The sequence below is a fragment of the Sediminicola arcticus genome, assembly GCF_040566695.1.
GTDB lineage: Bacteria > Bacteroidota > Bacteroidia > Flavobacteriales > Flavobacteriaceae > Sediminicola > Sediminicola arcticus.
Genome location: NZ_JBEXAE010000002.1, coordinates 87,958 through 114,520, shown reverse-complemented (window position 1 = coordinate 114,520; position 26,563 = coordinate 87,958). Strand labels below are relative to the sequence as shown.

The 26,563-nt window shown below is 35.8% G+C and carries 20 protein-coding genes; 9 read left to right on the top strand and 11 right to left on the bottom strand.

What is annotated here, in order from left to right:
• Positions 1 to 89 precede the first annotated feature (89 nt).
• Both ABXZ36_RS04240 and ABXZ36_RS04235 read left to right on the top strand, forming a co-directional pair.
• Positions 90 to 1,004 carry a FecR family protein gene (locus ABXZ36_RS04240; RefSeq protein WP_354614237.1) on the top strand — a complete coding sequence of 305 codons (915 nt, stop codon included), beginning with the start codon at positions 90 to 92 and terminating at the stop codon, positions 1,002 to 1,004.
• Positions 985 to 3,546: a TonB-dependent receptor gene (locus ABXZ36_RS04235; protein WP_354614236.1), complete on the top strand. Its 2,562-nt coding sequence runs from the start codon at positions 985 to 987 to the stop codon at positions 3,544 to 3,546. Before ABXZ36_RS04240 ends, ABXZ36_RS04235 begins: the two co-directional genes overlap by 20 nt.
• Here ABXZ36_RS04235 and ABXZ36_RS04230 read toward each other — a convergent pair.
• The gene (locus ABXZ36_RS04230) at positions 3,530 to 4,072 is read right to left on the bottom strand and encodes a zinc-dependent peptidase (RefSeq protein WP_354614235.1); all 543 of its coding nucleotides are present in this window, start codon (positions 4,070 to 4,072) and stop codon (positions 3,530 to 3,532) included. The genes ABXZ36_RS04235 and ABXZ36_RS04230 overlap by 17 nt on opposite strands.
• 327 nt (positions 4,073 to 4,399) lie before the next feature.
• Entirely contained in the window at positions 4,400 to 5,299 is a 900-nt protein-coding gene (locus ABXZ36_RS04225; protein ID WP_354614234.1) for a Brp/Blh family beta-carotene 15,15'-dioxygenase, read from the bottom strand.
• Between the two features lie 88 nt (positions 5,300 to 5,387).
• Between ABXZ36_RS04225 and ABXZ36_RS04220 the strand changes: the two genes are divergently transcribed.
• Positions 5,388 to 6,116 (top strand): bacteriorhodopsin-like, encoded by a 729-nt coding sequence (locus ABXZ36_RS04220; RefSeq protein WP_354614233.1) that lies wholly within the window; start codon positions 5,388 to 5,390, stop codon positions 6,114 to 6,116.
• 70 nt (positions 6,117 to 6,186) lie between these two features.
• Here the strand turns inward: ABXZ36_RS04220 and argS are convergent, their stop codons facing one another.
• Positions 6,187 to 7,977, bottom strand: a complete 1,791-nt coding sequence (gene argS / locus ABXZ36_RS04215; protein ID WP_354614232.1) for an arginine--tRNA ligase — start codon at positions 7,975 to 7,977, stop codon at positions 6,187 to 6,189.
• A 150-nt stretch (positions 7,978 to 8,127) separates the two neighbouring features.
• Here argS and ABXZ36_RS04210 point away from each other — a divergent pair, with 150 nt between their 5' ends.
• The 5 genes from ABXZ36_RS04210 (at position 8,128) to ABXZ36_RS04190 (ending at position 16,888) form a co-directional block, all read left to right on the top strand.
• The gene (locus ABXZ36_RS04210) at positions 8,128 to 8,553 is read left to right on the top strand and encodes a hypothetical protein (RefSeq protein ID WP_354614231.1); all 426 of its coding nucleotides are present in this window, start codon (positions 8,128 to 8,130) and stop codon (positions 8,551 to 8,553) included.
• Positions 8,554 to 8,621: 68 nt separating this feature from the next.
• Positions 8,622 to 10,052 carry an SDR family oxidoreductase gene (locus ABXZ36_RS04205; protein ID WP_354614230.1) on the top strand — a complete coding sequence of 477 codons (1,431 nt, stop codon included), beginning with the start codon at positions 8,622 to 8,624 and terminating at the stop codon, positions 10,050 to 10,052.
• Between the two features lie 124 nt (positions 10,053 to 10,176).
• Positions 10,177 to 11,544 carry a glycoside hydrolase family 2 TIM barrel-domain containing protein gene (locus ABXZ36_RS04200; protein ID WP_354614229.1) on the top strand — a complete coding sequence of 456 codons (1,368 nt, stop codon included), beginning with the start codon at positions 10,177 to 10,179 and terminating at the stop codon, positions 11,542 to 11,544.
• Between the two features lie 262 nt (positions 11,545 to 11,806).
• Positions 11,807 to 15,271 carry a glycosyltransferase gene (locus tag ABXZ36_RS04195; protein ID WP_354614228.1) on the top strand — a complete coding sequence of 1,155 codons (3,465 nt, stop codon included), beginning with the start codon at positions 11,807 to 11,809 and terminating at the stop codon, positions 15,269 to 15,271.
• A gap of 111 nt (positions 15,272 to 15,382) precedes the next feature.
• Positions 15,383 to 16,888, top strand: coding sequence for a BCCT family transporter (locus ABXZ36_RS04190; protein WP_354614709.1), 1,506 nt, complete (start codon positions 15,383 to 15,385; stop codon positions 16,886 to 16,888).
• Between the two features lie 34 nt (positions 16,889 to 16,922).
• Here the strand turns inward: ABXZ36_RS04190 and ctlX are convergent, their stop codons facing one another.
• Positions 16,923 to 17,855 (bottom strand): citrulline utilization hydrolase CtlX, encoded by a 933-nt coding sequence (ctlX, locus tag ABXZ36_RS04185; protein ID WP_354614227.1) that lies wholly within the window; start codon positions 17,853 to 17,855, stop codon positions 16,923 to 16,925.
• Positions 17,856 to 17,966: 111 nt separating this feature from the next.
• Here ctlX and ABXZ36_RS04180 point away from each other — a divergent pair, with 111 nt between their 5' ends.
• Complete coding sequence (locus tag ABXZ36_RS04180; protein WP_354614226.1) at positions 17,967 to 18,224, top strand: CBU_0592 family membrane protein; 258 nt, start codon at positions 17,967 to 17,969, stop codon at positions 18,222 to 18,224.
• On the opposite strand, the gene ABXZ36_RS04175 is transcribed toward ABXZ36_RS04180, so the two are convergent.
• From ABXZ36_RS04175 to ABXZ36_RS04145, 7 genes are all read right to left on the bottom strand, one after another.
• On the bottom strand, positions 18,214 to 19,128 hold the full coding sequence (locus ABXZ36_RS04175; RefSeq protein ID WP_354614225.1) for a dimethylarginine dimethylaminohydrolase family protein: 915 nt from the start codon (positions 19,126 to 19,128) through the stop codon (positions 18,214 to 18,216). The two genes, ABXZ36_RS04180 and ABXZ36_RS04175, sit on opposite strands and share 11 nt — an antisense overlap.
• A 94-nt stretch (positions 19,129 to 19,222) precedes the next feature.
• Complete coding sequence (locus tag ABXZ36_RS04170) at positions 19,223 to 20,509, bottom strand: citrate synthase (protein ID WP_354614224.1); 1,287 nt, start codon at positions 20,507 to 20,509, stop codon at positions 19,223 to 19,225.
• Between the two features lie 145 nt (positions 20,510 to 20,654).
• The gene (locus ABXZ36_RS04165; RefSeq protein ID WP_354614223.1) at positions 20,655 to 22,196 is read right to left on the bottom strand and encodes a glycogen synthase; all 1,542 of its coding nucleotides are present in this window, start codon (positions 22,194 to 22,196) and stop codon (positions 20,655 to 20,657) included.
• A 157-nt stretch (positions 22,197 to 22,353) separates the two neighbouring features.
• Entirely contained in the window at positions 22,354 to 23,646 is a 1,293-nt protein-coding gene (gene eno / locus ABXZ36_RS04160) for a phosphopyruvate hydratase (protein ID WP_354614222.1), read from the bottom strand.
• A gap of 115 nt (positions 23,647 to 23,761) precedes the next feature.
• Positions 23,762 to 24,874, bottom strand: a complete 1,113-nt coding sequence (gene carA, locus ABXZ36_RS04155) for a glutamine-hydrolyzing carbamoyl-phosphate synthase small subunit (protein WP_354614220.1) — start codon at positions 24,872 to 24,874, stop codon at positions 23,762 to 23,764.
• A gap of 95 nt (positions 24,875 to 24,969) precedes the next feature.
• Positions 24,970 to 25,500 (bottom strand): 50S ribosomal protein L17, encoded by a 531-nt coding sequence (gene rplQ, locus ABXZ36_RS04150; RefSeq protein WP_354614219.1) that lies wholly within the window; start codon positions 25,498 to 25,500, stop codon positions 24,970 to 24,972.
• Between the two features lie 55 nt (positions 25,501 to 25,555).
• A complete protein-coding gene (locus ABXZ36_RS04145; RefSeq protein ID WP_354614218.1) occupies positions 25,556 to 26,548 on the bottom strand; it encodes a DNA-directed RNA polymerase subunit alpha in 993 nt (330 codons plus the stop codon).
• Positions 26,549 to 26,563 lie beyond the last annotated feature (15 nt).

Sequence of the window (26,563 nt, the reverse complement as noted above, 5' to 3'; positions counted from 1 at the left end):
TATAAATAATCATTTAGAGAGAAAATAGTTCAATTATAAAGTAGGGTTTTTACTTTTTCGGTTGTTTAAATAATGTAAAGAATAGTGAGATGCAAGAAAATTACTTAGCAAAATGGCTCAATAACGAGCTCTCCAAGGAGGAGATAGCAGAATTTAAAAAATCTGCCGAATATGCTTCTTATGAGCGCTTAAAGGAAGTTTCCAGTACTTTGGAGGCTCCTAAATTCGATGCCTCTAAGACATGGGATTCCCTTAAGAACAAAAGGGAAAAGTCCACACCTAAGGTTATCCTAATGCGTCCGTATACAAAATTAATGCGCGTGGCGGCGGCTATTGCTGTTATCGCTGTTGCCTCCATCTTTTATTTCAACTCTCTAGATCAAACTATTTCCACTCAATATGCCCAGCGGGCCGAAGTAGTATTGCCTGACAACTCCGAAATTGTTTTAAATGCCGAATCCGAAGTTTCCTATAGCAAAAAGAAATGGGACAAAAAACGAAATGTATACCTTAAAGGAGAGGCTTTTTTTAAGGTAGCCAAGGGAAAACGATTTACCGTTTCCACCGACGAGGGAACCGTAGCTGTATTAGGAACCCAATTTAACGTGGAAAATAGAAAAGGACTTTTTGAGGTGACCTGTTTTGAAGGACTCGTAAGTGTAACTTACAAAAAAGAAGAATTCAAGGTGCCAGCGGGATCGTCATTTTTAGCGATCAATGGAGAGGTTAAACCTACCATTGCGCCAACAACTTCTGTGCCCTATTGGATGAATAACGAGAGTAATTTTAAAAGTATCCCTCTATCCTACGTGTTGGATGAGTTTGAAAGACAATACAATGTAACTATTGAAGTGAAGGATATTAATACTAACCAATTATTTACCGGTACTTTTAGTAATACAGATATAGATTTAGCGTTAGAAAGTATAAGTGTTCCTGCCAATATCCAGTTCAAAAAACTAGATGGGAATAAAGTCGTATTCTATGCTGAAGAAACGCCGTAAAATTTTAAATACTACTTTCTTACTCCTGCTGTTTTTCACCTTGGCGACCAAGGCCCAAAACAGCAAGGTTATTTCAGTGCCTCTTATAGAGTACATCCAATCCCTAGAAGCTAATTTTAATGTCAAATTTTCCTATGTGGACGAGGATATCCAAAATTTATCAATTATCCCAATACAGAGTAAGGAATTAGCTGAAATATTAAATAGCATTCAAAACCACACACAATTACAGGTCAAGAAACTTAGCGACCGCTACTATACCCTTTACAAAAGCACTACCGTAGATATCTGTGCCCAAGTCCTCGATAATTATGAAGCCAACACTATCCAAGGGGCTACTATTGAAGTGTTGGGAAGCAGCATTGCTATAATCACCAATCTTGAAGGTTCCTTTTCCCTGAAAAATATTCCTAGGCAAGCCACCTTGCGCATTCGGTTCTTAGGGTATAAGACAAGATATATAAAGGCAGAAGAATTGTTAAATCCTTCCCCTTGCAAACAACTATTGTTAGTGCCTAATTATGAAGAATTGGATGAGGTTATTCTTTTTAAGCTCTTAACTACAGGACTTAGCCAACTAATTGATGGCAGCATTCTTTTAACCATAGACGATTTTGGTATTTTACCTGGACTTATTGAACCAGACGTACTACAAACCATACAAGCGCTGCCAGGCATTAAAAGTATTGATGAAACCGTCTCGGATATAAATGTAAGAGGCGGTACAAATGATCAGAATCTAATCTTATGGGACGGAATAAAAATGTATCAATCGGGCCATTTTTTCGGGTTGATTTCGGCCTTTAATCCCTACCTCACAGATAAGGTTACCATTATAAAAAACGGTACGAGTGCTCAATATGGAGAGGGAGTAAGCAGTATCATTAATATGGAATCCCAAAATAACATCCACAATTCATTTTTTGGAGGAACAGGTTTTAATCTTATTAGTGGCGATGTATATGCCCATGTTCCTTTAAGCAAAAATTGGGCCTTCCAGTTTTCTGCCAGACGTTCAGTAACCGATTTTTTAAATACGCCAACCTATAGTCGTTTTTTTGATAAAGCTTTTCAGGATACTAAAATTAAAGATAATAACTCCCAATCTACTGATGCTGATATTATTAGGGAAGAGGACTTTTATTTTTATGATATTTCAGGCAAACTATTGTATGACCTTAATGAAAATCATAAGGTAAGACTAAGCTTTATCACTATTAAAAACGATCTGAGATATACAGAAACGGCAAAAGACAGCATACAATCCTCACAAAGTGGTTTGGATCAAAACAATTTCTCTTTTGGAGGTCATCTAGAAAGTAATTGGACATCTAATTTTTCCACCCATCTAAATATGTACTCTACCAAATACAATTTAGACGCAAGAAATAGCACAGATAATGGTAATCAGCAGCTATTTCAAAACAATCAGGTTCTGGAAACAGCATTAAAACTGAACACCATATATCAATTCTCCAATACCTTAAGTTGGCTCAATGGTTATGCATTTAGTGAGGTGGGCATCATTAACTTTACCAATGTGACCCAGCCAGCCTTTAAAAGCAACATCAAAGGTGTTCTTAGGCAACATTCTGTATTTTCTGAGCTTAATTACACATCCTTTAACAAAAAAATAAACGGGAGGATCGGTACTAGACTAAATTATTTGGAAAATATCAACACCTTTAAAGAGTGGATCCTAGAACCACGGTTAAGTATAGCCTATTCTTTCACAAAACATTTCAATGGGGAGATTTTGGGGGAATTTAAAAATCAGGCCACCAATCAAATCATTGATCTAGAACAAAATTTCTTAGGGATAGAAAAAAACCGATGGATTCTCTCCGACAATGATGACCTACCTATAACAAAAAGCAAGCAAGGATCTATTGGTTTCAATTACGATAATAAAAGTTGGTATTTGGGACTTCAAGGTTTTTACAAGGAAGTAAATGGTATCAGTACTTCTACCCAAGGCTTCCAAAACCAAAATCAATTTAATGGGGAAATAGGAAAATATGACGTCAAGGGGATTGAATTTTTAATCAATAAAAAAACGAAAACCTTTAGCACTTGGTTAAGCTATGCTTATAACCTGAATAACTATACATTTAACGATATTACCCCACAATCTTTTCCCAATAACTTGGATATAAGACATACTTTAACCTTTGCAGGCACTTATTCCTACGAAGGACTTAAATTAGGGATTGGCATTAATTATAGAACAGGAAAGCCGTATACAGAACCTCAAGAAGGTGACAATGGCATTGACAGGACCTCCTTCCCTAATAGCATTAATTACCAAGAGAACAATAGTAGCAGGCTTCCTGACTATCTAAGGGCAGATGCCTCCGTAATTTATGATTTTGAGATAGGTACTAATGTTAAGGCATCAGTAGGAGCTTCATTACTCAATCTTTTAAATAAAAGAAACGTTCTTAACACCTATTACAGGCTAAACGACCAAAACCAAATAGAAACCATAGAAAGTGTTTCCTTGGGAATAACCCCAAATATTAGTTTTAGGCTGAGTTTTTAATTTTCGAGAAGGGCTGCTGAAAATCAAAATTCAACATCTGACCAATAATTCTGTAGAGTCCAGGGAATTCTTTTTGGAAGGTCAAAGGAGTCTCCACATAATTCTCGACAGCTACGGCACAAAATTCATGAATATTTTCCATCCCATATTCACTAAAATAAGCTGTGCTATTCAACTGGGTCAAAAACTGTGCATCTAAATACAGTTCTTGTATTTTTTTTAGTCCATTGGTAAACGTTTGCGCCTCCCTGTTCTGCTTTGTGAGCGCATTAAAACTTAAAGCATGGGCAAATTCATGTAGTCCTAGGTTTAAATTATCATTTAAAGATTCAAAACCCGCCCTAAAATGTTCAGCAGATAGCCCCAAGGTTTTAAGTCTTGGGTTGTATTCCCCTATATGACTCTTTCTATTAATTAGTGAAAAATAATGGGTGGGATATATAATTATTCTATCAATGGAAGAAATCATATAATCCTTTACTCCCATAGTAAGCATAGTTGCAGTAGCGCATATCAACAAGACCATTTGCCCTTGTTGTGGCACTAGACCATGGGAAATAAATTATTTTCTGCTTTTAAAACGGATGAGACGAAACTCAAATTTTTGTTTTTGTAGGGTGAAAAACTTGGCATATATAGGAAAATTCGTGATGACAAGTTGTTTTCCTATGCCGTTAGCCGCTTCAATTTCACAAACGGATTAACATGATACAATCCCAAAGCGTAATAGATAAGAAATAGCCGAAAATATAAAAGATGCATAAGAGGGCAATAATTTTAGGTAAGCTCATTTTTCAAACATACTAAATATTACTGGAGGGTTTAAATAGACGCGGTTTCAGCACATATAAAATTATTTATTAAGTCTTGTCATTACCAAAACATGAGGAAAGGTTATAGCCGCTAGAAACGAAAAGAAGAATGCTATAAAGGTATTGCTATCCCTCCCAAAAAAAAGAAACAATACTAAAAGCCCGATTACAGAAATGGCCCAATATATAAGGGAAGTTTTTAAATACAAGATGATGTTTTTCCTAGTAATACCACCGTATAAAAATTTAATCTGATCAACCAAGGAGGGTAAAGAATGCCATAAAATAAAATATATAGCAAAAGACCACAGTAATGATGCTGTCTTAAACACCACTAAGAATACGACCAAATAAAAAATTTCTCTGATCCAATTACTTTCCAGACTCCTATTTTTTTTGAGCAGCAAGTATAAAATCGCAAATAAACCTATATTAAAAAACAGTAAATAGGAAAAAAAATTTGGCTCTATGTAATGGCCAGTAATGTTTTCAATAACTGTGTTGACCTCAATTGTGTGAGAGACAAATAATAAGGATAGAACTATAAGTCCATAACTAGAATAAAACCATAAAGTTGCTTTAGACCGCCTTTTAAATTTAGAACTCCAATGTTGTTCCCCAAAATGATATCCACTAAAAAGAACAAAAGTAAGAAGCGCCAAACTTGGTAGAAAATAAAATAATGAGGCACATATTAAAATGAAAAATACATAATAGGACGAAACCTTCAAAAAACTAGACTTCTTTTTGGCATTCGAATTTGATGTCTGTATCAGTTTTAAATCATTGGCTCCGTGAAGAATACCAAAAGTTAAGATCAAAAAATAAGCCACTATATCCTCAACACTATCACCAAAACTTATGGCGAACCAAAGGAAAAAAAAAGTGGTTACCAGCACAAAACCATCCAAATTCTTAAATATAGTACCTTCTTTTTTCATTTTTCACAAAAATATAACAAATAATTAAAACTATTTTGTTTAAATTTATGGCTAATTAATTCAACAAATCTAAATAACGATTTTAATTATGGAAAACTTTTTAGCATCACTTCCTCTGGTGGCCAAGTTGGCACCAGATGATTACGTAGGATTTACATTTTTTGTAGGATGTATGGCAATGATGGCTGCATCAGCCTTTTTCTTTCTGTCTATGAGCAGTTTCGACAAAAAATGGAGGACCTCACTCCTGGTTTCAGGATTAATTACTTTTATTGCTGCTGTACATTATTGGTACATGCGAGACTACTGGGCTGCTTTTGAGGAGTCCCCCACCTTCTTTCGCTATGTGGACTGGGTATTGACGGTGCCATTAATGTGTGTGGAATTCTTCTTGATACTTAAAGTAGCAGGAGCTAAAAAATCACTAATGTGGAGATTAATCTTTTTATCCGTTGTAATGTTGGTTACAGGATACCTAGGTGAAGCTGTATATAGAGACCAAGCTCAGATTTGGGGTCTAATATCAGGAATCGCATATTTCGCAATTGTCTACGACATCTGGTTGGGTCAAGCAAAGAAATTGGCAGAAGCAGCAGGTGGTGCCGTATTAAAAGCACACAAAACACTATGCTGGTTTGTATTAGTAGGTTGGGCAATTTATCCAATCGGATACATGGCTGGTACTCCAGGATGGTATGATGGAATCTTTGGTGGTCTAAACCTAGATGTTATTTACAACATAGGTGATGCTATCAACAAAATTGGTTTTGGTCTAGTTGTTTACAGCTTGGCAGTATCAAAATCATCTGAGGCTTAATAATTTGTTTTAGCGAACAAAAAAAAAGACCGCTATAAGCGGTCTTTTTTATTTTTAATTATCTTACAATCTACATTCTTTCGGGAACTTCAATTCCCAATAGTTTAAATGCCGATTGAATTACATCCCCAACTTTCTTGGCCAATTGCACGCGAAGCATTTTTTTTAGTTCATCTTCTTCACCTAAAATTGAAACATTCTGATAAAACGAATTAAATTCTTTTACCAGATCGTACGTATAATTCGCTATTAAGGCCGGACTAAAATTAGTGGCAGCCAATTGAATTGTATCCGGAAATAACTGCAATTGCTTTAACAATTCTTTCTCCTTTTCATGGAGTTCTATTTCTAAAGTTCCCTGCGTTCCTGATAAGGACACGTTTGTATCCACTGCCTTTCTTAGAATGGATTGAATCCTTGCATAGGTGTATTGAATAAAAGGACCAGTATTTCCTTGAAAATCTACCGATTCCTCTGGATTGAAAAGTATGCGTTTTTTAGGATCAACCTTTAAAATGTAATATTTTAATGCTCCTAAGCCAATTACTTTATAAAGTTCTTGTTTTTCCACTTCGGAATAATCTTCCAATTTCCCCAACTCTTTAGAAATCTCTGCGGCAGTTCTAGTCATATCCTGCATTAGATCATCTGCATCCACAACCGTTCCTTCCCTACTCTTCATTTTACCACTAGGCAAGTCAACCATACCATAGCTTAAGTGGAATAGATTTTCGGCCCAATCAAACCCCAATTTCTTCAGAATAAGAAAAAGCACTTTAAAATGATAATCCTGCTCATTCCCTACTGTATAGACCATCCCTTTTACATCTGGGTTGTCCTTTACCCGTTGAATGGCTGTTCCTATATCTTGTGTCATATACACGGCAGTGCCGTCTGAACGTAAAACTATTTTTTCATCCAAACCTTCATCAGTAAGATCTATCCAAACACTGCTATCTTCTTTTCTATAAAAAACCCCTTTTTTTAGCCCTTCATCAACCACATCCTTCCCTAATAAATAGGTATCACTTTCATAGTAATATTGATCAAAATCTACTCCAAGATTGTTATAAGTAACCTCAAAACCTTTATAAACCCACTGGTTCATGGTTTTCCAGAGATGTACAATCTCCGCGTCCCCAGATTCCCATTTTCGAAGCATTTCCTGAGCATCCAAAAGTATTGGGGCTTCCTTTTCTGCTACTTTAGGATCAACTCCTTCAGCGACCATCGCTGCAATTTCTTCTTTATAGGCTCTATTAAAGGCAACATAGTAGTTCCCTACCAATTTATCCCCTTTTAATTGGGAACTTTCCGGTGTTTCCCCATTACCAAAACGTTGCCAGGCCAACATGCTTTTACAAATATGTATGCCCCTATCATTAATGATTTGCGTTTTGTATACTTTTTTACCTGATGCCTTAATTATTTCGGCAACAGAATACCCCAATAAGTTGTTCCTTATATGACCAAGATGGAGAGGTTTGTTGGTATTTGGAGAGGAATATTCCACCATAACCGCGTCCGAATCTTTTTGGTCAGCATAACCAAATTGGGTATCATCCTTAATGTCATTAAAGAAATTAAGATAATACCTATCTCCAATGGTGATATTCAAAAAACCCTTTACCACATTAAAATCTTGTACTTCTTCAACATCGCCCTTTAAAAACTGGCCGATCTGCTCCCCTATTTGAATCGGATTTCCCTTTATAAAGCGCAACATAGGGAAAATCACAACAGTAATATCCCCTGCAAAATCCTTCCTTGTAGGTTGAAATTCTACCTCAGGTAAATCAACTTTATAAATGGAATTAATTACTTCTTTTACCTTTAGGGTTAAGACTTCTTGAATGTTCATTACATCTTGGTGTTTAAAGCTGCAAAACTACGCATTTTTATTCTTTTCCACTGATTATATCACTAACCCAGCCTTTATAATTGAAGATTTACTTAACTTTAGAAGTAACTATGAAAAGTACTTTTAAATTAAAAAATTGCTAAAATTAACATGCTCGTAAACGTATCCTATAACAATAAAGAAATCACGAGAAAAGTAGATGAAGAAGTCGGAAAGCCTTTTACACTAAAAGAGCGATTCAATTTAAATGGAATTGGATCCCCAAAATTATTTATCACAGCATCTAGTTCCGGAATTAGAGACTTATTACTATTGGACAACAATTTAGACAGTTGCAATATAGAAATGAGGCCAAAGGGAATAATTTTAAGATTCCGTTCTTTGTTAGAAACCTTTGCGTTGGTCATCCCCTATTATAAACTCACTATTTATAAGGGTGATTTCGCGGTATATTCGATCTACAGGGACCACCATTTTATCAAAGTTCGATCGGATACCAAGGCCATTCAAAAATACTTTCGGAAAATGTTAGACTATAAAGTAGACAATGCCCCCACCTCTATTGAAGATCTCTAGATGCTTAATGCTGCCAGAATTTAAGAAATAAAAACATTAATGAAGGTCTACATTAATAATGTTATGATATGAAGATTTTACTTACAGGTGCCAATGGATATATAGGGATGAGGTTGTTACCACAACTCTTGGATCAAGGCCATGAAGTGGTCTGTGCCGTACGCGATCAAAAGAGATTATCCATAGATGCTGAAACACTATCAAAGATAAGTGTTGTGGAGGTTGACTTTTTGGACAAATACACACCAGATGTGATACCAGCCGATATAGACGTGGCATATTATCTTATCCATTCCATGAGTTCATCAACCACTGACTTTGATGAAAAAGAGGCTATATCAGCCAAAAATTTCAATCGGTATATGAATGACACCAAAGTGGAGCAGGTTATTTATCTGAGTGGTATCGTTAATGATAAAGATCTTTCTAAACATTTGCGCTCCAGAAAAAACGTAGAAGATATTTTGTATAAGGGAGGTTACAACCTTACAGTTCTTAGGGCGGGTATCATTGTTGGATCTGGGAGTTCTTCCTTTGAGATCATTAGAGATCTTTGTGAAAAGCTTCCGATAATGATTACACCAAAATGGGTGTTAACCAAAACGCAACCTATAGCTATCAGGGATGTCATTCACTTTTTGACGGGTGTATTGGGAAATAAGAAGACCTATAATGACTCCTTTGATATTGGAGGTCCCGAAGTGCTCACCTATAAGTCCATGTTAGAACAATACGCCAAAGTTAGAGGAATAAAAATTGCTATCTATACTGTTCCTGTAATGACACCTAAACTATCTTCCTATTGGCTGTATTTTGTCACCTCTACCTCCTATAAGTTAGCCATGAATTTAGTAGATAGCATGAAAATGGAAGTTGTAGCAAAGGATGATCGCATACAACAATTATTAGGTCTAACCCCCCATTCCTATACGGAGGCCATACAAATGGCATTTGTTAAAATAGAACAAAACTTGGTCATCAGTAGTTGGAAAGATAGCATGGTCAGTGGCCGAATGAACAAGAATTTAAAAAAATACATTCAGGTCCCAAAATTTGGAGTGCTTAAGGATGAACAACATTTAAAGGTTGACAATCCCGAAAAGGTACTTGAAAATATTTGGAAAATTGGGGGTGAAACGGGATGGTATTATGCCAATTGGTTATGGAAAATCAGGGGCATATTAGATAAGTTTACTGGAGGCGTTGGCTTAAGAAGGGGTCGCACCCATCCAGATAGGATTTATGCAGGGGATTCCCTAGACTTTTGGAGAGTTCTTTTGGCCGATAAGAAAAATAAGCGTTTATTGCTATTTGCAGAAATGAAATTACCCGGGGAGGCTTGGTTAGAATTTAGAATTGATGATCAAAATATATTGCATCAGACGGCTACGTTTAGACCCAGAGGACTAAAAGGGCGTTTGTATTGGTACAGTATTGTACCCTTTCATTTTTTTATATTTGGAGGCATGATCCGAAATATTGCTAAAGTACAACCGTAATAATTTGATGTAATATAGAGAAAAGATGTTTGTTGTCGTATATTTACTACTTGTAACTCAATTCAACTAAGATATTAAATAATATCTACTAATTTAGATCCCCAAACTAATTATTTGGTTGAAAATGCTTAAACGATTACTCATCTTTTTCCTTATAGGTATTGTTACAAGCATATTGGGAATCTTTTTTATCCTAATACGTCTTAGAAAGGAAAAAATTATAGATAAAACCAAAACTGTTTATATAGATAGGACAGACCATGGTTTTCAACTCATTAGAAATAAAAATCTTTTTGTTATTCAAGGTGCATCTGGAAATTCCCATTTGAAGGAACTGGCCGATATTGGTGGCAACACGATCCGTCTATACGATACAATTAACTTGGCGAACTATCTCAATGAAGCTCAAAAAAATGGTTTGGCCGTGATTGTTGATATTCCTATCCCCGGGTATAACAAAAATTATAATGCATACGAAGATGAGAATCACAATAAATTATTAAAACAGAAAATCAAATCCCTTATTACGGAACATAAAAACCATCCCGCTCTTTTAATGTGGAATCTTGGCAATGAAATTGGATATCCTTTTGTTTTCTGGGAAAATTCATTTATGCGCAATTTCAATGAAATAATCGAAATTATTCATCAGTTAGATCCTAATCACCCCGTTGGTACTGCAATTCCTTCCAGTAGTAAAAAACAAACCTTAAGTATTTATTATCACTCTCCTAAGATAGATTTGGTATCCTATAATATTTTCGGAAACATAAAAAATTTAACCTCTGAAATATCCAACCTTTCATATTTCACAGGATCTAAACCCTATTATCTTAGTGAATGGGGAAATGATGGCCCGTGGGAACACACCTTCACCTCTTGGGACGCCCCAATAGAACCTACTAGCACAAAAAAAATAGAACAGCTTACAATAAGATACAAAAATATCTCAAATAATATCCAAAAAGGATGTCTAGGATCATTGGTTTTTTTTTGGGGACAAAAACAAGAAAGCACACATACTTGGTTTAGTTTATTTGGAGATAATAATTCTAAATCTGAGATTATTCCTGAACTAGAATCGATTTGGACGGCATCAAATTACAACCGGAATAAAATTGACTTGGATTACATGCTTGTTGACAATCAAAGTTCCTTGAAAAATATTGTTTTTTCTCCATCTGAAAAAAAAATAGCTGAAATTGTGTTCAGTACACCTAAAAAAGACAGCTTGAATATAAAGTGGGAAATCTATCCAGAAGCATGGAATTATAGAAGATGGGGTTATGGGGATATGGAAATAAAACCAAAAAAAGTAATAACCAGATTTGAGGATTTCGCGAAACATAAAACACTATTTGTTACACCCACTAAAGAAGGTCCTTATAGAATTTTTGCCTATATATATGACCAAGATGGGTACTACGCCACAACAAACATTCCTTTTTACGTTTTAAATGACAAAAGTAAGCCATATGAAGCCTCCAAATAAAAAGAACAAACTAGTACTAAGAATTCTCATTCTAATAGGATTAATTAGTATTATTAATTTTTTTTATTGGTTTTTAAACCCAGAATTAATTGAGGATCATTTTCTTTTCTGGTTGTTAATGTGCCCTCTGGCATTTGACACTTTAAGAATAGTATATATATGGTATCACTATTGGGATATATCAATTCCCGTAAGACCTAAGCTTACCAGAAATTTTAAAGTTGATATTTTAACAACTTACTTCCCAGGTGAACCCTATGACATGATTCAAGACACACTTCTTGCAATCAAAAGAATAAAATATCCTAATACGGCCTATTTATGCGATGAAGCCAACGATTCTTATTTAAAGGAGTTTTGTGAGCAAAATGGTATCGTACACGTAACTAGAAATAATAGAATTAATGCCAAAGCTGGGAATATAAATAATGCCCTTATTCAAGCCACAGGAGATATTTGCCTTATTCTAGACCCAGACCATATTCCAATGGACAATTTTTTGGATGATATAATACCCTATTTTGAAGATGATGAAGTTGGATTTGTCCAAACCGTGCAAGCCTATTACAATATAGAGGAATCAGAGGTAGCAAAAGGTGCCGCTGAACAAACTTTCCATTTTTATGGGCCGGTAATGATGACCATGAATTCCTATGGAACAGTAAATGCGATTGGGGCCAATTGCGTTTTTAGGCGCAAAGCACTTGATTCCATAGGTGGTCATGCCCCAGGGTTATCTGAAGACATGCATACAGCCATGCAACTTCATGCAAAAGGTTGGAAATCTATATATGTTCCAAATATTTATACAAAAGGACTTGCTCCGGCGTCTCTAACATCCTATTACAAACAACAACTCAAATGGTCAAGAGGAACCCTAGAATTATTGGTTACAGTATACCCTAAACTATTCAAAAAATTCTCTTGGAGACAAAAAATACATTATGGAATATTACCATTCCACTATTTTTCAGGAGTTATCTATCTTTTGAGCTTTTTAATCCCCATAATTTCCCTTTTTACAGCCTCTACCCCATGGAAAGGGAACGTTTTAAATTTTGGCCTACTTTTCTTCCCAATAATCATTTGTATTATTGGAGTAAGATTTTATGTCCAGAAATGGGTTATGGACAAAAGTGAACGTGGCATACATATCATTGGTGGGTTACTTCAAACGTGTACTTGGTGGGTTTTTATCATAGGTTTCATTTATACCATAATTCGCAAAAAAGTTCCCTATTTACCAACACCTAAAGAAGACAAAGAGCTTACCAGTTGGATAATTTTACTACCAAACATAACCTTAGGGCTTGTTTCCATAATAGCCGTAATATATGGCCTTTCCATTGATTTCACACCTTTCTCGCTTTTTATGTCTGGTTTTGCTTTATTAAATGTAGCCTTTATGTCCTACACCTTCGTTTTTGCGTATCAAAAACAAAAAAATGTCGAGTTCAGTCTAAATTTTAAAAAGGAAAAATTAACTTATTTAAATTTATTAAAAAGCAAAGTATTTGAATTCTGGCCCAAGATTGCTCTTCCTGTGTGCTTTGGTATATTAATATTATGCGGAGTTTTACAATATTATGGTGAATATGTAAAATGGGAAGGTGTACAAGGGGAGCCTCAAATCAAAAACAAAGTCAATTATATAGGAATTTTTGCACCTAAGATTGATAATGGAATTACCAATCTCCAAAACGTAAATGAGACCTCTTCTCAGATAGGTGATAATTTTGATATTATATCGCTATATATTGCTTGGAATAAGAACATAGAGTCTAACTTCCCAGGCCCATTATTAGACTCTATTTACCTTCAAAAATCGATCCCAATGATAACTTGGGAACCATGGACAAATTCTTTTGAACTCGAACCTCAAAACAACAAACATGTATATGAACTGATAACAGAAGGTTATTTTGATAGTTATATAAACAGATTTGCAGAAAAAATGAAAAATCTGGAGAGACCTATTTTTCTGAGATTTGCCCATGAGTTTGACAATCCATTTTACCCTTGGTGCATAAATGATGATAGTGCCCCAGATAAATTCAAAAAAGCTTGGATACATACTTACGAGATTTTTAAGAAAACTGGCGCACGCAATGTTATATGGATTTGGAATCCATGGAAATCGAAAAATATAAGGGCTTTCTATCCTGGTAAAGATTATGTCGATTGGATTGGTATAAATATTTTGAATTATGGAAGACTAAACCAAGATGGAAAAAATCTTACATTCAAAAAACTATATGAGCCTTTCCATTATGAAATTCAAAAGCTACCATCCACCCCAGTAATAATTTCAGAATTTGGCACTTTAAAGGATGACCAAAAACAACACGAATGGTTCAATAAGGCATTTTATTCCATTGAAAATAATTTTTCTGAAATAAAATCTGTAATCTATTTCAATAGTAAGGTTGATGATAATTGGCCTGAAGGATTACAAAAAAACAACTTAATGGACTGGAGCATTACAGAAAATCAAGTTATTAAAAGTTCATTTAAGGAAAAGGAAATACCTGAGTATGTTTTAAACCCATTTCCAGAGTTAAAAAATGATGTAACCCTACCTCATGAAATCAATAAACTAAAAAAAATAAAAGGAGTAAATCTTAAGAAGGCACATGACTGGCGAAAGGATTACCATGTTCTAAGTCGAAAAAACCTACTAATTGATTTTAAAAGGCTAAAGCGCCTGGGGATTAACACCATTAAATATGAAGGCAACTCTATATACGACCAAAATGTACTAACTATTGCTAAAGAATTCGATATTACTATCTCTTATAGTTTTTGGATTCCTAGCGATATAGACTTTGTAAAGGATACTTTAAAAACCATAGAATTAAAAAAGTCAATTATTGACCAAATTGATAAATGGAAACTCCAAAGCAATATATCCTCCTGGAGTATTCAAAATGATGTGCAATACAATCAACAAGATTTTCATCATAAACCCGACCTGCTTTTTCAAAAACGAGCCTACATAGTCTGGTTGAAGAACCTAGTAAAGGAGCTAAAAGAAATAGATTCAAATAGACCATTAATCGTTGACCTTGAGGTAAACCAACAATCAATTTATCATTCTAAGATGTTAATGGAAAATGTTCCTGGAATAGATGCTTTAGGATTGGTTGTAAAAAAAAAGGAACAATTAGAGCCAATACTGACCTATTTGAAAAATACGAATACTCAATTTGTATTTAGTGAAATTAATGTGGATTGTCTAATAGATCCATATATCTATACTTCCAATATTTCATTTTTTATCACAGCATGGCAGGATAAACACGAAAGTAACAAGTTAACATTTAATGGAATAATAGATAGAAAAGGCAGGTACAAAAAAGACTATTTTGACCTATTAAACACCTTACGAAAATCAAATGTGCAAATAAAACCAACAAATATCAGAATTCTAAAACCAGCTAGACCAATTTACGAGGGAAATATCCTAAACTATCATGCCATTGCACGTAATGAATTTAACGAATGGAGTAGCGACTTAACAACAAACTTAATAGACTTTGAATGGTCATTGGTGAAATGTGATCAATATGGTAATTATCTTGCGATTAAGGATGTAGGAAAGGGATCTAAAATTGCCCTTAAAATTCCCGAAGACCATCAATTATATAGATTACTTCTTACTGGTATAGATGAAAGAGGATTCATAACCACTACAATGACTACATTAAACACACCCTTAATACGATAGAAAAATAGTAGTTAAAGTTTTGAGGTGGCCTATTACTATGATGTATCCCTTTCATTTTTTTATATTTGGAGGCATGATACGAAATATTGCTAAAACCTAAACTACCGCCCTATCGCTATCCTTAAATTCATCAGAAAAAATATTCTTCTTTCCATATCCATTGGGATTATTTTTTTTCTGTCTCTTCTCGTTTATTGTTTTACTGAGGAATCTTACAATACTATAGAAACCACCTCTATTTGGGTACGCAACTATTTTGGATACTTTTATCTCTACCTTGGTTGCGGGTGTGTTCTTTTACTGATCGGGATTGCCCTTTCTCCTTTGGGTCAAATAAAATTGGGAAAAAAGAATCAAAAACCAGTGCATTCCCTTTGGGCGTGGACTGCTATGCTTTACAGTGCAGGTATGGGAGCTGGAATTCTTTTAAGAGCAGTGCAGGAACCAGTATATATGCAACAAAACGCTCCTTTCATTTCCAAGAACACTCCTGAAATTTTAGCACTAGAATTTACATTCTACCAGTGGGGTTTTACAGCCTGGGCATTTTATGGGCTATTTGCTATGGTTGTTGGTTATGCCCTTTTCGTGAAAAAGAAAAAGGTATTGGTAAGTTCAACCATAGAAGACACCATCAGGTATAAACCAGCCCGAATGGGTATAGATGTTATGACCATCATTACCACTGTATTTGGTCTCATTGCTGCCATAGGTCTTGGAACGACACAGATCAATGGTGGATTAAACCATATTTTTGAAACAAACTTTGGAATTCCTACCACCTTAGTTTTGGTCATTATAATTTCTTGCATTGCTTTTATTTCAGTTTGGATGGGCGTCAATAAGGGAATTAAAATCTTATCTAAATTGAATATTCTTATTACCCTAATTCTCCTGGCTTTCATATTTGTGACCAGTGATATGAGTAATATTTTATGGTCTTTTGGTATGGCAACCTTACAATATTTAATAGACTTCATTCCGATGAGCCTTGCCATTGGGTCCTATAATCCCGGTATAGAATTCTTAACGGACTGGACCTTTTATTACTGGGCTTTTTGGTTGGCTTGGGCACCCTTTACCGGTATTTTTATTGCCCGTATCTCCAAGGGTAGGACCTTGCGTCAATTGTTATTAGGCGTACTTATCATTCCCTCTCTAGGAACCTTCTTTTGGTTCTCTGTTTTTGGTAGTTCAGCGTTCCAACTTATTGAAGCATGGGGAACCTATCAAAATGAATTTGGAAATGTGTTCACCTCTATCTTTACTTTTTTTGAACAGTATCCATTAGCAACCTTTTTGAACGTGACCACCATAGTACTATTGATTAGTTTTTTGGTGACCTCTGTAGATTCTGCTGTTTTTGTATTAAGTATGTTTAGCGACAAAGGCAAGAAGAATCCTAGTAAAATACATCGTCTACTTTGGGCTATTTTTATTCTTTTGGGAGCGTCGGCTATTATTCTCCTAGGCGATGCCAAACCAGAAATCGATGTGCTGATCGCTGTTCAAAAATTATTGATTATCACCTCCTTGCCATTTGCTTTTTTCATGGTGGCCATGACCTTTATCTTCATAAGAGAACTTATAAAAGACACAAAAGCTTCTCTTTCATAATTAAAAGAGAAGCTTAAAAAAAAACATGTTTAATCTACTTTTGGGGAAGAAAAACCTCTGCCATCATACAGCGTGCACTTCCACCGCCACAGGTCTCTATCGTTTCCAAAGAACTATGGATTATTGGACAATGTTTTTCTATTGCCTTTTTATTTTCTAGAGTTAAACTATTATAAGCAGTTGTACTCATCACCAAATAAGTTTGCCCTCCCATTCCTTGCACTTGCAACATATTTCCTGCAAATTGGTGCATTTGAGCTTCAGTAATGGTAATTATTTCCTTTCCATCCTCCTTTAAATGGTCAACAACATTCTTCTTTTCCTTTTTATCATCTATAGTATCCAAACAAATTACAGCAAAGGCATCTGCAACACACATCATTACATTGGTATGGTAAATAGGTAACCGCTTACCAGCAACAGTTTGATTGGCCGTAAATACCACAGGAGTATACTCAAAGTCTTCACAAAATTCAATAAAGAGCTCCTCATCGGCACGAGCGGATAAGGCACAATAGGCCTTTTTATGTACCCGGTCTAAAATGATACTTCCTGTACCCTCTAAATATAATTCCTCGGCTTCAGCAGAAGTATAATCCACAATATTCTCTATCAAAAATCCCTTTTCCTCTAGAGTTTCAAGGATATCGTCTCGGCGCTCATTTCTTCTATTTTCCGCAAACATGGGGTAGATCCCAACATTCCCATTTTCATGGAAAGAAACCCAATTATTTGGGAAAATAGAATCTGGGGTATCAGGATCCAAGGTATCCTCTACAACAACAACATTTACCCCTTTCTCCCGCAATTTATTTGTAAAAGCATCAAATTCGTTCTGGGCTTTGATATTAATGTCGTGATTCACCATATCCAAATTCTCTTGGAAATAATTATTTACCGCAGTTTGCTCATTCATCCGAAAGTTCACTGGGCGAATCATTAAAATTGTATTTGTTGCTTGCTTCATGGCTTGATGGTACTATTTATATTAAATAATATTGTTATCCTGTACTGATGAACACAAAATTAGTTGATTAACTTGCAAAGTTAAATGGTTAAAGGTTAAAAAACTCACAAGATGACTTCTACAGACTGGATCGGTGCCATTGGTGTATTTTTGATATTATTGGGCTACTTTCTCAACCTCAGGGAAATCATCAAGCCTACAGACCTTTCTTATATCCTTTTAAATCTTCTAGGGGCAGGTATAGCCTGCGTAGCTTCCTTTTTATTAGATTATGTGCCCTTTATAATCCTAGAAGGAATATGGGCCTTGGTTTCTCTTATGGCCTTCATAAAATACCTAAGGCAAAGATCAAAAATAATTAATCCCTAATCAATGGCATAGTACTACATCTCAATAATCCTTCTTGTTTGGAAATTTCCGCATAAGGGATCTCTTCCACAGTAAATCCTTTCTCCCTTAGCCAATTATTTAGTCTGGTGAAATTTTGCTCAGACACTACAACATCGGGAGATATGGAAAAGACATTGCTAAACATATGGTACATTTCATCCTTCGTAATTTCAAACACATTTTCCTTTCCAAAAAAATCTACTAACCATTGGTATTCCTCTTCTACGAGAAAACCATTCTTATGAATAATAGCCTTATCCTTACCTACCGGTTGAAAACAGCAATCTAAATGAAGTGCATTCTCATTGGCTATGGTATTGGACTTCCTCAATTCAAAAGACTTTACTTTTTTGTTTGGAAATAAGGATTTAATGAATTCTACACCAGCCTTATTGGTTCGGGCCGTAATATAATCTGAATAGTCTGCTTTGGTATATGTACCAATAAAAATATAATCTCCATAGGGCATTACATCGCCACCCTCAATATGAACACTCTTTGGAGGCGTTATAATATTTTCTTGGGGTATTTTATCTAATACATGTTTAATAGCCTCTATTTCAATCTCTCTATCTGGAAGAATATTTGCCTTTATCAACTTATCTTCTATTACAAAAGTGATATCCCTTGAAAATATTTGGTTCACATCCTTGAATACTTTCGGTCTATAAACTTTTACACCGTACTTTTCAAAAACCGCAGCAAATGCCTCCATTTCCTTTACCATATCCTCTTCATTTGGATATGTGCCAGCCAAGATATGCTCCAATGATTTTGGATCATAAGCTTCCTCAGGATTAGGAACGGGACCACAACTCTTTGCAGTTCCTAGAATAACAGAACGCAATCGAGAAGTTTCGTCTGTAACATTTAGATGTAACATAGTTAAATTTTAAGCAAATATAGAATACTTATATTTCTAAAAAAAACCGCCCCATTAAAAGGAGCGGTTTTTAATTTTAAGCTTTTAATAAGTCTTATTTTCTCTTCTCTACAAAGACAAAAGGTCTAACATTTTCACCTATATAAACCTGTCTAGGTCTTCCTATAGGCTCATTTTTTAATCTCATTTCCCTCCATTGGGCAATCCATCCTGGAAGTCTACCTAAGGCGAACATTACTGTAAACATTTCTGTCGGTATCCCCAAAGCTCTATAAATGATTCCAGAATAGAAATCCACATTCGGATATAATTTTCTATCTACGAAGTACTGATCTTCCAACGCTTCTTTTTCCAATCCTTTAGCGATTTCCAAGATAGGGTCGTCTATTCCTAGATCTCCCAATACGTCATCTGCCGCTTTTTTAATAATTTTTGCACGTGGGTCGAAGTTTTTATACACCCTATGTCCAAAGCCCATCAACCTAAAAGGATCATCTTTGTCTTTGGCCTTGGCCATGTATTTTTTAGTATCTCCACCATCCTTTTCAATAGCTTCCAACATTTCCAATACGGCTTGGTTGGCTCCACCGTGCAAAGGCCCCCATAATGCTGAAATACCAGCTGACAAGGAAGCGAACAACCCCGCATGGGAAGAACCTACGATACGCACAGTAGACGTTGAACAATTCTGTTCGTGATCGGCATGAAGAATCAGCAACTTATCTAAAGCCTCAATTACCAATTTATTCTTTTTGTATTCTTGGTTTGGCTTCTTGAACATCATTTTATGAATGTTCTCTACGTAACCAAGACTATCGTCACCATAATCTAATGGCAATCCTTTCTTTTTACGCAAGGTCCAAGCCACTAATACTGGGAATTTTGCCAGTATTCTGACAATGGCCCAGTACATTTCCTTTTCAGAAGTTACGTTTACAGACGATGGGTTAAAGGCTATCAAAGCACTGGTTAATGAAGATAATACACCCATAGGGTGTGCCGACTTTGGAAAACCATCCAAAATCTTTTTCATTTCTTCATCCACATGCGACTCCCCTTTAATGTCATTATGGAAATTGGTCAACTGAACTTGGTTTGGCAATTCTCCAAATATCAAAAGGTAAGCTACCTCCAAAAAGTCGGCCTTTTCAGCCAGCTCCTCAATGGAGTATCCTCTATATCTTAAAATACCTTTTTCACCATCCAAAAAAGTGATGGCACTTTCACAAGAACCTGTATTTTTAAAACCCGGATCTATGGTAATCATACCCGTGGCTGAACGTAATGTTTTTATATCAATAGCGAGCTCATTTTCTGAACCCTCAATTACTGGAAAATCGTATTTTTTCCCTTTATATTCTAAAGTAGCTTTGTCTGACATTTTTGGTTTTTACTGTTTAAGTGATCGTAAAGTTAAGAAAAACGTTTTTGGTTAACAATTCCGTAATTTCTTTTGTATTTTAATTAACAATACTTGTATTTTAGGGTATAATTCCAACTATAATGAACCTTATTTCAAAACTAAACTAGGCGTTTATGGAATAAAGAAGTCTGTAATACTCGTCAACAGATTTTTTCCAGGTGAATCTCATTTCCTTGGCATTCTTTTCAATAGTTTCCCAGGTAGGCTTATCATTCAGGAAAATATCCAACACTTGGTCAAAAATACTTACCATATTCTGCATTTTCTGATCATAGGTTACCCCATCAAAACTAAATCCTGTCTTAAGGTGTTCCACTGTATCTTTTAAACCTCCCGTGTGATGGACCAAACAGGGATGCCCATTCCTCATCGCTAGCATTTGGCTTATCCCACATGGTTCAAAAAGACTGGGCATAAAATAGAGGTCGGACTCCAGATAGATGGAATCTATAACATCTTCCGACTGCCCATTTACGAAAATGAAATTCTTATGGGAGTAGCTTATTTCACGGAACAGTTTTTCATAACCGGGATCCCCTGTTCCCAAAATTAGCAAAATCCCGTTTACCTTGGACAACTTTTCTAATATGGCTATTATTACGTCAGGAGAGCGCTTAAAAAAATAAAATTTTTGTTCGGTTAATCTAGCAACACTTGAGCAAACAAAAGTGGGAGGTTCAGTCAAAAACCTGACTATCTTTTCCCCAGTATGTGCTAAAAAGTCAGATTTATATTTTTTAGATTCTTCCTGCAACCATTGAAAAATAGCGGTAATGGTATTGCGGTACAGATTTCCTTTTTCTGCCTCCCTAATATTATTATAATTACTTCCATTAAGAATACCAAATAACCTTCCTTCGTTATCTGCTACTTGTAAATCTCTTTCTAACCCTTCTCCACCTATAAATGCAGGAGGGGAACTTGGCAAAAGTATGTCCTCCTTATAAGAAGGGGAAACCGTGTGAACTGCATCGGCCAGACGTATCCCTATAGCCATTAAATTAATGCAGTCCTGGTATCTATAATCCATTAATCCCTCGTAATCCAAATCAATTTCCGGGAACCAGTTTTTGAGAGAGGCATAATTCCCATCAAAAGGGCGAATGCCTTGGATGGCCAAGTTATGAATGCTATAAACGAAACGCATCTGATTTAAAGATTTATACCCTGGATGATACGATCTTAAAAATAACAACATGCTAGTATGCCAATCGTGTATGTGCACGACGTCTAATTTACCAAAACACTCCTTTTTAAGAGCCTCGGCGACCGCAGTACAAAAAATAACATATTTAATGAAGTCTGTATAAAAAGGTTCCGTTGGGTCATCATGATAAATATGGGCAATTCCACCAGCCTCTATTTCAGGATGATGAATAACATAATGATGGACATTGGCAAATTCCTTTTTTGGAATCACCTCATATAATTCCGCCGAGTAGGTCACCCCTCTAAGTTTGAAATTTAAAAGAGACCTTAATGTTCCATTTTGGTGAAGTCTGGAATAGGAAGGTACAATAATATGAGCCTTATCCCCCCTTTCGGAAATCTGTCTCGGGACATCTCTAACCACATCGCCCATACCACCTGCCTTACATTTGGCTATACCATCATTCTCGGCCGCTACAAAAAGAAAATTGTTCATTTAATTCAAAATAATCATTACTATTTTACAACCATAAAAGGTAATTATTTATTTTTCTATATACCCTTTATTTTCAGAAAAAACACAAAAAAAAAGCCCTTCTCAACAAGAAGGGCTTTACTATATCTATAAGATATAAATTTTATTTTATTTTATTTTATTTTATTTTAAAAGCATTTGCGCCAGGGTAGTAAGCTACACTTCCCAATTCTTCCTCAATACGCAATAACTGGTTGTATTTAGCCATTCTATCGGATCTAGAAGCGGAACCAGTTTTTATTTGACCTGTATTCAATGCCACAGCTAAGTCTGCAATTGTATTATCCTCAGTCTCTCCAGAACGGTGAGACATTACTGATGTGTATCCAGCATTATGAGCCATATTTACAGCCGCAATAGTTTCAGTTAAAGTACCTATTTGATTCACTTTTATTAGGATAGAATTAGCTATGCCGTTTTTGATTCCTTTGGACAAACGTTCCACATTGGTTACGAAAAGATCATCTCCTACTAATTGTACTTTATCTCCAATCTTATCGGTAAGGTATTTCCAACCCTCCCAGTCGTTTTCATCCATTCCGTCCTCTATGGAAATAATAGGATAATTTGCAGCTAACTCAGCCAGATAGTCTGCTTGCTGATGACTGGTTCTTACCACTCCTTTATCTCCTTCAAATTTTGTATAATCGTATTTTCCGTCAACATAAAATTCTGCTGCAGCACAGTCCAAGGCAATCATTACATCATCTCCTAATTTGTAACCCGCCTTATCAACTGCTTTTGCTATAGTATCCAAAGCGTCTTCAGTTCCACCTGCTAAATTTGGCGCAAAACCACCTTCATCTCCTACTGCAGTGCTTAATCCTCTATCGTGCAATACCTTTTTAAGGTTATGGAAAATTTCTGTCCCCATCTGCATGGCATGTGAAAAATCTTTTGCTTTTACAGGCATTACCATAAATTCTTGGAATGCAATTGGAGCATCGGAATGCGAACCCCCATTGATAATATTCATCATTGGAACTGGAAGTGTATTGGCACTTACTCCGCCAACATATCTATATAAAGGCATTCCTAATTCGTTGGCAGCAGCTTTTGCAACTGCTAATGAAACCCCCAAAATGGCATTTGCCCCAAGTTTGGATTTATTGGGAGTACCATCCAAATCAATCATTGTTTGATCTATAAGATTTTGTTCAAATACAGACATCCCAACAATTTCTTCGAAGATGGTAGTATTTACATTCTTTACAGCTTGGCTAACACCCTTCCCCATAAATGCTTTACCTCCATCGCGAAGCTCAACAGCTTCATGCTCTCCCGTGGATGCCCCAGATGGGACTGCTGCCCTACCTAAAATACCACTCTCTGTATGCACATCTACTTCTATAGTTGGGTTACCCCTAGAATCTAAAATTTGTCTTGCATGAACGTTAATTATAATACTCATAATTTTTTTGTTTCTGATTATTTACTTCTCACAAATATACAAAACAGTGCCGTCACTGATTGCCTATATATTGCGATATCCATCGTGTTTTATGGAATTTATTAACTATAACGATTTAGTTTGACGCATTCTTTATCATTTCAAAAAAGTCATCAAAAAGATATTCGGCATCATGTGGTCCGGGACTTGCTTCAGGATGGTATTGTACCGAAAAAACATTTTTACCCTTCATCCTCATTCCGGCTACGGTCTTGTCATTTAAATGTATATGCGTTATTTCCAGATCCGAATTAGCTTCTGTTTCTTCCCTACTAACGGCAAAACCATGGTTTTGGGAAGTGATCTCCCCCTTACCCGTCATGAGGTTCATTACTGGATGGTTAATCCCCCTGTGACCGTTGTGCATTTTATAGGTGGAGATACCATTGGCAAGTGCCAATACTTGATGCCCTAAACAAATGCCAAATAACGGTTTACTGGAGGCAATCATCTTTCTTGCCGCTGCAATCGCATCTGTTAAAGGCTGTGGATCTCCAGGTCCATTGGATATGAAAAAAGCATCCGGATTCCATGCACTCATCTCATCATAAGTAGCATTGTAAGGGAACACCTTAATATACGCATCCCTTTTAGCCAGGTTTCTTAAAATGTTCTTCTTAATCCCGATATCTAGTGCTGCTATTTTATAGGTAGCATTTTCCTCACCGTAAAAATAGGCTTCTTTTGTTGATACTTTAGAGGACAATTCCAACCCATCCATACTTGGTACTTTTGCCAATTCTTTCTTTAGGGTATCTAAATTTTCTACATCTGTAGAAATCACTGCATTCATGGCTCCATTATCACGGATATAACTAACCAATGCCCTTGTGTCCACATCAGATATGGCAAACAAATTGTTTTTGTCCATAAAGTCCTTTAGGCTCATATCGGCATCAACCCGAGAATAATCATAACTAAAATTTTTGCAGATCAGTCCGGCAATTTTTATGGAATCAGATTCCACTTCTTCCTCTTTAGTTCCATAGTTACCAATATGTGCATTGGTGGTAACCATTAATTGTCCAAAATAAGAAGGATCAGTAAATATTTCTTGATATCCAGTCATACCGGTATTAAAGCATACTTCCCCATAAGCGGTTCCATCTTTATCTCCCACGGCCTTTCCGTAAAAAATAGTTCCATCGGCCAACAATAGCAATGCTTTCTTTTTTGTTTGATACTTCATCTGATTTAAATACTAAATTGTTTGACAAATAAACATAAAAAAAAGGATAAGCTTTTAGGCCTATCCTTTTCATATATCAAAAATGTAATGATATTTTATTTTTCTGAATCATCAGCATTGTTTTCAGCATCTTCAGCTGGTTCTTTTGTTTCAGTTTCAGTTTCAGCGGCCGGAGCGGTCTCTACTTTTTTGGTTTTACCCCTTCTTGTAGTTTTCTTAGCTTTTGGCTTACCAGCATTGTAAATTTCGTTAAAATCTACTAACTCAATAACTGCCATGTCAGCGTTATCTCCTAGACGATTACCTAATTTGATAATCCTTGTGTAACCACCTGGTCTATCCGCAACCTTTTCAGAAACTCCACTGAACAACTCTGTTACAGCGTTCTTGTCTCTAAGGTTTTTGAAAACGATACGTCTATTGTGCGTTCCTTTCTCAACTGTCTGATTGTTCTCAGCTTTGGACTTTGTGATCAAAGGCTCAACAAATTGCTTAAGGGCTTTTGCCTTGGCAACGGTAGTGTTGATTCTTTTGTGCTCTATCAAAGAACAAGCCATATTAGCCAACATAGCCTTTCTATGCGCTGTTTTTCTTCCTAAATGATTAACTTTTTTTCCGTGTCTCATTACTATACCTATATGCTTCTTTCAGAATGATTTTCACCACTCATAGGGAAGTCAATTAATCCTTATCCAATTTATATTTTGACAAATCCATACCAAAACTTAACCCTTTGTTGATTACCAACTCTTCAAGTTCTGTTAGGGACTTTTTACCGAAGTTTCTAAACTTCATCAAGTCGTTTTTGTTAAAAGAAACCAAATCTCCTAATGTATCTACTTCGGCTGCTTTCAAACAATTTAAAGCACGAACCGATAGATCCATATCCACTAATTTAGTTTTTAACAACTGACGCATGTGAAGGGATTCCTCGTCATAAGTTTCAGTTTGAGCTATCTCATCTGCCTCTAGTGTTATTCTTTCATCAGAGAACAACATAAAGTGATGAATAAGAACCTTGGCAGCTTCGGTTAATGCATCTTTAGGATGTATAGAACCATCACTTGAAATTTCAAAAATTAATTTCTCATAATCCGTCTTTTGCTCTACACGAAAGTTCTCGATACTGTACTTAACATTCTTTATTGGAGTAAAGATGGAATCTACAGCAATGCTTCCTAACGGCGCACCAGACTTCTTATTTTCCTCAGCTGGAACATACCCTCTTCCTTTCTCAATAATTATTTCCATGTTGATACTCACCTTGGGATCCATATTGCAGATCACCATGTCCGGGTTAAGCACTTGAAATCCGGAAATGAATTTTTGAAAATCACCGGCAGTCAATTGTTCCTTTCCGCTAACTGAAATAGAAACAGTTTCGCTTTCAACGTCTTCTATTTGTCTCTTAAAACGAACCTGTTTTAAGTTAAGGATGATTTCTGTAACATCTTCAACAACACCAGAAATCAATGAGAACTCATGCTCTACTTTGTCTATTCTAACAGAAGTTATTGCAAAACCTTCCAAAGATGAAAGCAATACTCTTCTTAATGCGTTCCCAACAGTCAATCCATAACCAGGTTCTAAAGGGCGGAATTCAAACTTCCCTTCAAAATCTGTAGAATCGATCATTATAACTTTATCGGGCTTCTGAAAATTAAATAATGCCATAATTGGATCAGTCTT